Here is an 8,311-nt window from a genome sequence, read left to right as displayed (position 1 = left end):
TGGGCGGAGGGGACCAGGGAGGCGAAGCCGAACGCGCCGGCCAGGGACAGCACGGCGCCGGCGGCGACGCGGGTGCCGATGCGCTTGGGATCGAAGGTACGAGCGGTCATGAGAAGGGTTCTCCTGAGGTTCTTCCAGTCCGCCTACCGGGTTAGCTGTCGGGTTCGGGCGTGGAAGTGGCCCTACCGCGCCCCCCGCGCATGCGGGGGTGCGGATTCACCCCGGTGTTTCGGTGGGTCCCCGGCTCCGCATTCGCCTTGATGGGCGTGGCCGTGATCGGCGCTGTGCGGACTCGGCGGAGGACTGCCTTGAGATCGGCCGTCCTGATGATCAGGGACTCGATGCGCCCTTCGTGATCTGGTCGGGCGCCCCGGACGGGCTTCCCCGTCGGTCACACATCCACAACAGGTTCAAGGGCCCCCATATTTCGTCAAGCACGCCCCAAGCACCCACCCGACCTGCAAAGACAACCCAAAACGCCCCCAACACAAGGGCTCAGCCCCACTTCCCCCGCCCCAAAAAAAAATCGAAACGACCCCCCACACCCCGGGATCCGAACCCGCCGATCACCCCTGCGAGTGGCCCAGACCACCCGCACGACGGGGGTCCCGGCGCCCTTCCAGGCCCCCAGCGCCGCCCCTGGCCGGGCGGCGCCCCCGTCCCCTGCAGGCGCGCCTGGCCAGGTGCTTTGCGGGACGGGGGCGCCGCGCGGGGCGCGCGCAGGGGGTGGTCAGCGGGGCGTCCCGTAGTGGCCCGTGCGCTGGTCGTCGTGGTGGTAGGTCGGCCACTCGATGGCGTCCGCTTTGCCCTGGGTCCTCCAGGCGAACAGGTAGCCCTCGCGGGTGGTGGCGACGAGGTCCGTCCGCCCGTCGCCGTCGAGATCCCCGGCGGACGGGGACCAGACCGTCCACCCGCCGGTGAACAGGGGGAAGCCGGCGGCCTGGCCGGTGGATTCGAAGGCGTGCAGGGTGGAGGTGTCGCCGCCGCCGATCACCTCGGCGCGGCCGTCGCCGGTGACGTCCGCGATGATCGGGGCGCCGAGGAAGGCCAGGCCGGTGCGGCGCTGCGGGAAGCCCGGCACGGGCAGGGCCGTGGCGGCGTCGTAGCCGCGCTGGTAGTTGCCGATCGGCTGCCCGCTGCCGGGGAACAGCAGGGCGGCGACCAGGGACGCCGCGCCGGAGCCGCCCTCCGTATAGCTCAGCCGCCCGAGCGGCCCGAACCGGCCGAACGCCCCGGACGTGGTGAAGGAGAGCGGGACGTCGGCGGGCAGGTGGCCGGCGAGCACGGCGGACGGGTCCAGGGCGGGGTTGGCGAGCGGCCCGTAGTCGCGAAGGATTCTGCCGGTCCCGGAGATCAGGTAGGCGGGGCCGAACGAGGGGCCGGTGGCCACCTCGTCCTTGCCGTCGCCGTCCACGTCGGCCGTGACGGGCTGGTTGACGCCCTCGGTGATGAACTCCTGCGCGCTGCCGTAGAACGTCATGACCGAGGCCATCCGGACGGGCCAGCCGGCGACAGGCGCGCCGTCCGCGTGGTAGGCGAACGCGTAGTTCGCGCCGTAGAACTGCTCTCCCCCGCCCTTGCTGTCCGACAACTGGGAGCGGACGACGATCTCCGGCCGGCCGTCGCCGTCGAGATCGGCGACCGCCGGGGTGCCGGGCAGCTTGTGGTCGTCGATCCGGATGTATCCGTCGGGCGGTCCGTTGCCCGTCCGCACCTCGACGGGCCATACGGGCAGGTCGGAGCCGTCCGGGCGCCAGGCGTGGACGCGGCCGTCCCAGCCGGCCTGGACGATGTCGAGCCCGCCGCCGCCGTCGAGGTCCGCCAGGACGGGCGACGCGGTCGCGCCCTGCACGGGCAGTCGCGTGTACTTGAGGGCGGGGCGCGGGATCGGGGGCGGCGCCGCGCCCGCGTCGAGGGTCTTCGGCCAGCCGGGCAGGAGCCGTCCGGACGCGTCGTAGACATAGGTACGGCCGGTCGTGCTGGTCGCGACCACCTCCTGGTGGCCGTCGCGGGTCAGGTCACCGACCGCGACGGGCGCGACGACGGGCTCGTGGCCCGGGTCGACGCCCGGATACGCGTGCTGCGGGACGGTCGGCCGCGTGGTGGCGGGCCATCCGGGCAGCTCCTTGCCGGACGCGCCGTCGAGCGCGTGGACGCGGCCGTCGCCGTCGGCGTAGACGATCGCCTTCCGGCCCTGGAGCTCGGTGATCGCGGGCTGGCTCTCGTTGCCGACGCCGAGTCTCCTGGGGAATCCGGCGCGCAGGGCGGGATCGTGGTGGACGGCGATCGCGCGCCGCTCCTCGCCCATCCGCCCCGACGCGTCCCACACGCGGAGCCGCAGCGTGACCGTGTACTGCTCGCTGGCCGACAGCTCCTTGTCGTTCGACAGCCGGTACTGCGCGTCCCATACCGACTCGGGGACCTGTGACAGGTCGAGCGTGCCGATAGGGCCGTCGTGGGGCGAGGCGCCCGAGCCGGATCCGGCGGTCCGGAAGGCGGCGGCGGACGGTTCGATGCCCGGCGCCCAGTCCAGCTCGTACCGGTACCCGGACGAGCGCGGCGCGGCGACGTACCCGGTGACGTCGACCGACTTCGTGGCGGTCGGATCGTAGAGGGAGTACCAGTCGGGGCCGGTGATCGCGCCGACGGGCGGGACGTTCCCGTCCTTCACGGCCTGCATGGCCTTGGCGATGTTCGGCCGCCCATACCCGTACTGCCGGTCCCATCCCGGTCTGCCGGGCCAGGGCAGGGACGGGTCGTCGATGTCGGAGGCCGTCGCCCGCAGCACCTGCACGGCCTCCTCGTTCGTCAGCGGCCGACCGAGCTGGATCCCGTAGGACAGCAGCAGGCCGAACACCCCGCCGGTCGTCGGCGTGGACTCCGACGTCGATCCGCCCTGGGTGGCGACGGAGAACATCGCCTTCGCGCCGAACGACGTCTCGTCCGAGCGGGTCCGGTAGGTGGTGGTCAGCGTGTTGGCGAGCGGGTCCGGGACCCCGGCGGTGTTCGGGACGAGGCCGTTGCCGGGGATGACATGCGGCCAGAACATGCCGCCCTGGTGGTCGGTGGAGTCGAAGTCGTTGCTCGACTCGACCATGACGACGCCGTCCCGCCACAGCTTCTCGACGGTCTGCCGCATGTAGGAGGAGTAGCCGAGGTCCGCCGTCGTGCTGACGATCACCTTCGCGCCCATGTGCGCCGCGTACAGCCACGCCTGCGCCAGGTCGTCCGTCCGGTCGAGGGCCTCCTGGCCCGCGCGGACGGGCAGGATCCGGCAGCGCGGGCACACCCCGGCGCCCTGCACGCCGTTGTTCGTCTGCGCGGCCATCGTCTTCATCTGGCTGTTCGCGTGCCCGTAGGTGGAGTCGTAGGTGGCGGGGTCGTTCTGGTGCTCGTAGAAGTCCCAGCCGGAGATGTCGTCGGTGAAGCCGTTGCCGTCGTCGTCCTTGCCGTTGGAGAAGGCGGCGATCAGGTCCTCGGGGTCGATGCGGCCGTTGCCGTTGGCGTCCTTCACGCGGGGGTCGGCGGCGTAGTCGGCGGCGGTGACCGCGCCGTCGCCGTCCTTGTCGTACGCGGACGCCCCCTCGGGCTTCGGCAGCTCGCCGGTGTTCAGGAACACCTTGTCGGCCAGTTCGGCGGCGTCGCCGTTGTGCCAGTTGATCCCGCCCTCGACGTAGGCGATCACGACGTCCGGCGATCCGATGGTGTAGTCGCGCCACGCCTTGTCGACCGACATCCCGGACGCGTTCTCCGGGTCCCGGGCGTTCGGCGCGCACTTCGGCATGAAGGAGTAGAGCGCGTGCTGCTCCCCGTTGACGCCGTTCCCGCAGCCCGGCACCTCGGCGCTCGCGTAGCCCGGATCATTCGGCGGCGACGCCGGGAACCCGCCCTCCGCGAACGCGGCGGGCGCCCACGCCAGCAGTCCCGCCATGAGGATCGCCACCACCGGCCGCATGCGCATATCGGGCTCCCGACGTCACCACCTGCACGGAACCCGAATATCTCTCACCTTCCCCTCCGCGCCTACTCACCTCGATGACACAAGAGCGTTCACACCGCTCACTCCACCGCGTCCCGGCACCAGGGCGACGCCGGTTCCCGGGGAGCGGGGGACGTGCGCGCTAGATTGGGAACAGGTATTCCTGGTTCGCGTTTCGCGGTGTGGAGAGTTGGTCGGTTCTGGTGCGTACTGGACGAGTTCTGCGGTTCGACGGGGTGCGCGGCTACGGGTTCATCGTCCCCGACGGCGGCGGTGACGACGTGTTCGTCCACGCCAACGAGGTGCTGGACGACAAGTCGGGCCTGACGCCCGGCGCGACGGTCGAGTTCGAGACGGTCGACAGCGAGCGGGGCCCGAAGGCGTTCGGCGTCCGCATCCTGTCCCGGGCGTCGTCGTCCCCGTCGTCGTCGCCGCGGCAGTCGTCGTCCTCCCAGCTGCTGGACGAGGGGCTGTGCGACGTCCTCGAGCCGGCGGAGCTGCGCGAGGACATCACGGAGCTGCTGCTGTCCGGTACGCCCGACCTGACCGGGCGGCAGATCGTCAGCATCCGGGAGAGCTTCATCGGCTTCGCCAAGAAGCACGGCTGGGTCGAGGCCTGACGTCCGCGGCGCGGTCCGCCGGAGCCCGGAACGCGGCCTCCGGCACCGCCGTTTCACCCGCCGGTCACCGGCGGGCCGCCGTGCCCGCACCGAATCGCCCGGTGCGTCCTGGGTAGTGTCAGGCCCATGAGCGGAGCTCCGACACGCGTGTTCATCGCGCGGCTCGCCGGGATCGCGGTGTTCGACCCGGCCGGCGACCAGGTCGGGCGGGTCCGCGACGTGGTGGTGGCGCTGCGCCTGGCCCCCCGGCCGCCCCGGGTGCTCGGCCTCGTCGTCGAGGTCGGCCCCCGCCGCCCGGTGTTCGTGCCGATCACCCGGGTGCAGGTCATCGAGGCCGACGCGATCATCTTCGACGGCCGGCTGAACATGCGGCGGTTCAGCAAGCGCGAGTCCGAGACGCTCGTCATCGCCGAGATGCTCGACCGCACCGTCCGGCTGCGCGAGACCGGCGAACCCGTCGCCGTCGTGGACGTGTCCATGGAGCCGACCCGCACCCGCGACTGGCTCGTCGGCAAGATCGCCGTCCGCCGGGGCGGGGCCCGCGGGCTGCGTCGCGGCCCCGGGCTGCGGCGCCGCGGCGAGAGCCTCGTCGTCGACTGGGACGACGTCGAGGGGTTCTCCGCCGTCGAGCACGGCCAGGGCGCCGCCGGGCTGATCGCCGCGTTCGGCCAGATGAAGGCCGCCGACCTCGCCAACATCGTGCACGAGCTGCCCGCGAAGCGGCGCACCGAGGTCGCCGCCGCCCTCGACGACGAGCGTCTCGCCGACGTCCTGGAGGAGCTGCCCGAGGACGACCAGATCGAGATCCTCGGAAAGCTGGAGGCCGACCGGGCCGCCGACGTCCTGGAGGCCATGGGCCCCGACGACGCCGCCGACCTGCTCGGCGAGCTGCCCACCGAGCAGCGCGAGCAGCTCCTGACACTGATGGAGCCGCAGGACGCGGCGCCCGTCCGGCGGCTGCTCACCTACGAGGACTACTCCGCCGGCGGCCTGATGACCACCGACCCGGTGATCGTCCCGCCGGACGCGACGGTCGCCGAGGCCCTCGCGCTGATCCGCAACCCCGACCTGAACCCGGCGCTGGCCGCGCAGGTGTACGTGTGCCGGCCGCCGACCGCCACCCCGACCGGCCGCTACCTCGGCACCGTGCACTTCCAGCGGCTGCTGCGCGAACCGCCGCCGACCCTGGTCAGCGGCATCTGCGACACCGAGCTGGACCCGCTGCGGCCCACCATGACGCTGGAGGCCGTCGCGATGGTCCTGGCCACCTATAACCTGGTCGCCGCGCCCGTGGTGGACGAGAACGGGCACCTGCTCGGCTCGGTGACCATCGACGACGTCCTCGACCACCTGCTGCCCGAGGACTGGCGGGAGGCCGCCATGGACGCCGCCGCCGAGGTGTCCGCGGATCCCGAGGAAGAGGCCCTCCGGGGCGCCGAGGGGGCGAGATGACCACACGTCTGGACCAGCCGCGCGAGATCCGCCGGACGATCGTGCCGCGGCCGCACTACGACCCCGAGTCGTTCGGCCGGCTGTCCGAACGGTTCGCGCGGTTCCTCGGAACCGCCCGGTTCCTCGTCTACATGACGGTGTTCATCGTCGTGTGGATCGGCTGGAACTTCCTGGCGCCGCAGGCCCTGCGGTGGGACCCGTACCCGTTCATCTTCCTGACGCTGATCCTGTCGCTGCAGGCGTCGTACGCGGCGCCGCTGATCCTGCTCGCGCAGAACCGGCAGGACGACCGGGACCGCGTCCAGTACGAGCAGGACCGCTCCCGCAACGAGCGCAGCATCGCCGACACCGAGTACATCACCCGGGAGATCGCCGGGCTGCGGGTCGCGCTGAGCGAGGTCGTCACGCGCGACTTCCTGCGCTCCGAGCTCCAGCAGATCATCCGCGAGCTGGACGCCAAGGACCAGCACCCGACGCTGTCCTAGCGCCCCGGGCCGGGACCGCTGCGACGGACCGGGACCGCTGCGACGGACCGCCCGCCCGCTCAGACGGTCTCGTCGGCCAGCTTGTCGAGGATGTCGCCGAAGGTGCGCAGGTCCGGCTCGTCCAGCCGGCTCAGCACGTACTCGCGGACGCCCTGCCGGTACGTGGGGGTCGCGTCCGCCAGCCGCGCCCGCCCCGCCGGGGTCAGCACCGCGTACAGGCCCCGCGCGTCGCTGGTGCAGGACTGCCGGACGACCAGCCCGTCCCGCTGCAGCCGGTCGACCAGCCGGGTCAGCCCGCTGCGCGACAGCAGCACCCGGTCGGCGAGATCGTTCATCCGCAGCCGCCCGCCCGGTGCCTCGCCGAGGTGCATCAGCACGTCGTAGGAGCCCAGCGCGAGATCATGGTCGGCGAGCAGGTCCGCCTGGAGCCGGCGGGAGATCTGGACCTGGGCGCGGAGCATCGTGCGCCACACCGCCAGCTCGGTGGGCGACATGGTGCTGGGCTGCGATGTCACGCCCCGATGTTACGGTGCCGGAAGCCGCGGGCGAAGGGGCCGGGGGCGGGTGTCGCGCGTCCCCGTGTGACGCCCCGTGCGCCCGGTGTGAGGTCCGGCACCCGATTGGCCGATACCGCCGCGGGGTTCATACCATGGACGCATGGCCCACCAGTTGACGACCGAGCAGGTGACCGCGGCCCTCGCCACGGTGAACGATCCTGAGATCCGCAAGCCCATCACCGAGCTCGACATGGTCAAGGACGTCGACATCGCGGCGGACGGCACCGTCCGCGTCGGCGTGTACCTGACCGTTGCCGGATGCCCCATGCGGGACACCATCACCAAGAACGTCACGGAGGCCGTCTCCAAGCTCGACGGGGTCACCTCCGTCCAGGTCGACCTGGACGTGATGAGCGAGGAGCAGCGCAAGGACCTGCAGACCAAGCTGCGCGGCGGCGAGCCCGCCAAGGAGATCCCGTTCGCCAAGCCGAACTCGCTGACCAAGGTGTACGCGGTCGCGAGCGGCAAGGGCGGCGTCGGCAAGTCCTCGGTCACCGTCAACCTGGCCGCGGCCCTCGCCGCGCAGGGCCGCAAGGTCGGCGTGGTCGACGCCGACATCTACGGCCACTCGGTGCCGCGGATGCTGGGCGTCTCCGACTCCCCCACCAAGGTCGCCGACATGATCATGCCGCCGTCGGCGCACGACGTGAAGGTCATCTCCGTCGGGATGTTCACCGCCGGGAACCAGCCGGTCGTGTGGCGCGGTCCGATGCTGCACCGGGCCCTGCAGCAGTTCCTCGCCGACGTCTACTGGGGCGACCTGGACGTCCTGCTGATGGACCTGCCGCCCGGCACCGGCGACATCGCGATCTCCGTCGCGCAGCTGCTGCCGTCCGCGGAGATCCTCGTGGTCACCACCCCGCAGCAGGCCGCCGCCGAGGTCGCCGAGCGCGCCGGCGCGATCGCCGCGCAGACCCACCAGCAGGTCGTCGGCGTGATCGAGAACATGTCGTACCTCGCCTGCGCGCACTGCGGCGAGCGCCAGTACATCTTCGGCGAGGGCGGCGGGCAGACCGTCGCCGACGCCCTGGCCCGCACCCTCGGCACCAAGGTCCCGCTGCTCGGCCAGGTCGAGATCGACCCGCGGCTGCGCGAGGGCGGCGACAACGGCCTCCCGCTGGTGCTCGGCGACCCCGACGCGGGCGCCGCCAAGGAGCTGCGCACCATCGCCGACAAGCTCGCCGGCCGCAGCCGCGGCCTCGCCGGCATGTCCCTCGG

Annotated in this window: 6 protein-coding genes and 1 riboswitch; of the genes, 4 read left to right on the top strand and 2 right to left on the bottom strand. The window is 72.2% G+C overall.

Annotated elements, in window-relative coordinates:
* Positions 1 to 126: 126 nt before the first annotated feature.
* Positions 127 to 277, bottom strand: a riboswitch (cyclic di-AMP (ydaO/yuaA leader).
* 453 nt (positions 278 to 730) lie between these two features.
* Complete coding sequence (locus ABZ914_RS41240) at positions 731 to 3,961, bottom strand: FG-GAP-like repeat-containing protein (protein WP_500200089.1); 3,231 nt, start codon at positions 3,959 to 3,961, stop codon at positions 731 to 733.
* Between the two features lie 221 nt (positions 3,962 to 4,182).
* Here ABZ914_RS41240 and ABZ914_RS41235 point away from each other — a divergent pair, with 221 nt between their 5' ends.
* The 3 genes from ABZ914_RS41235 (at position 4,183) to ABZ914_RS41225 (ending at position 6,536) form a co-directional block, all read left to right on the top strand.
* Positions 4,183 to 4,599 (top strand): cold-shock protein, encoded by a 417-nt coding sequence (locus ABZ914_RS41235; protein ID WP_500200087.1) that lies wholly within the window; start codon positions 4,183 to 4,185, stop codon positions 4,597 to 4,599.
* Positions 4,600 to 4,725: 126 nt separating this feature from the next.
* Positions 4,726 to 6,051, top strand: a complete 1,326-nt coding sequence (locus ABZ914_RS41230) for a magnesium transporter MgtE N-terminal domain-containing protein (protein ID WP_500200086.1) — start codon at positions 4,726 to 4,728, stop codon at positions 6,049 to 6,051.
* The gene (locus tag ABZ914_RS41225) at positions 6,048 to 6,536 is read left to right on the top strand and encodes a DUF1003 domain-containing protein (protein WP_500200084.1); all 489 of its coding nucleotides are present in this window, start codon (positions 6,048 to 6,050) and stop codon (positions 6,534 to 6,536) included. Before ABZ914_RS41230 ends, ABZ914_RS41225 begins: the two co-directional genes overlap by 4 nt.
* Positions 6,537 to 6,595: 59 nt before the next feature.
* Here the strand turns inward: ABZ914_RS41225 and ABZ914_RS41220 are convergent, their stop codons facing one another.
* Positions 6,596 to 7,051: a MarR family winged helix-turn-helix transcriptional regulator gene (locus ABZ914_RS41220; RefSeq protein WP_433149355.1), complete on the bottom strand. Its 456-nt coding sequence runs from the start codon at positions 7,049 to 7,051 to the stop codon at positions 6,596 to 6,598.
* A gap of 142 nt (positions 7,052 to 7,193) precedes the next feature.
* Here ABZ914_RS41220 and ABZ914_RS41215 point away from each other — a divergent pair.
* On the top strand, positions 7,194 to 8,311 hold a 1,118-nt coding region (locus ABZ914_RS41215), incomplete at its 3' end, for an Mrp/NBP35 family ATP-binding protein (RefSeq protein WP_500200082.1).

Origin of the sequence: Spirillospora sp. NPDC046719 (assembly GCF_040645715.1) — a bacterium.
GTDB lineage: Bacteria > Actinomycetota > Actinomycetes > Streptosporangiales > Streptosporangiaceae > Spirillospora.
This window is presented reverse-complemented; position numbering and strand designations above follow the sequence as displayed.

Excerpts from the sequence above, each read along its gene's own strand:
- ABZ914_RS41240 (WP_500200089.1), bottom strand. The coding sequence starts at position 3,961 with ATGCGCATGCGGCCGGTGGTGGCGATCCTCATGGCGGGACTGCTGGCG.
- ABZ914_RS41230 (WP_500200086.1), top strand. The coding sequence starts at position 4,726 with ATGAGCGGAGCTCCGACACGCGTGTTCATCGCGCGGCTCGCCGGGATC.
- ABZ914_RS41225 (WP_500200084.1), top strand. The coding sequence starts at position 6,048 with ATGACCACACGTCTGGACCAGCCGCGCGAGATCCGCCGGACGATCGTG.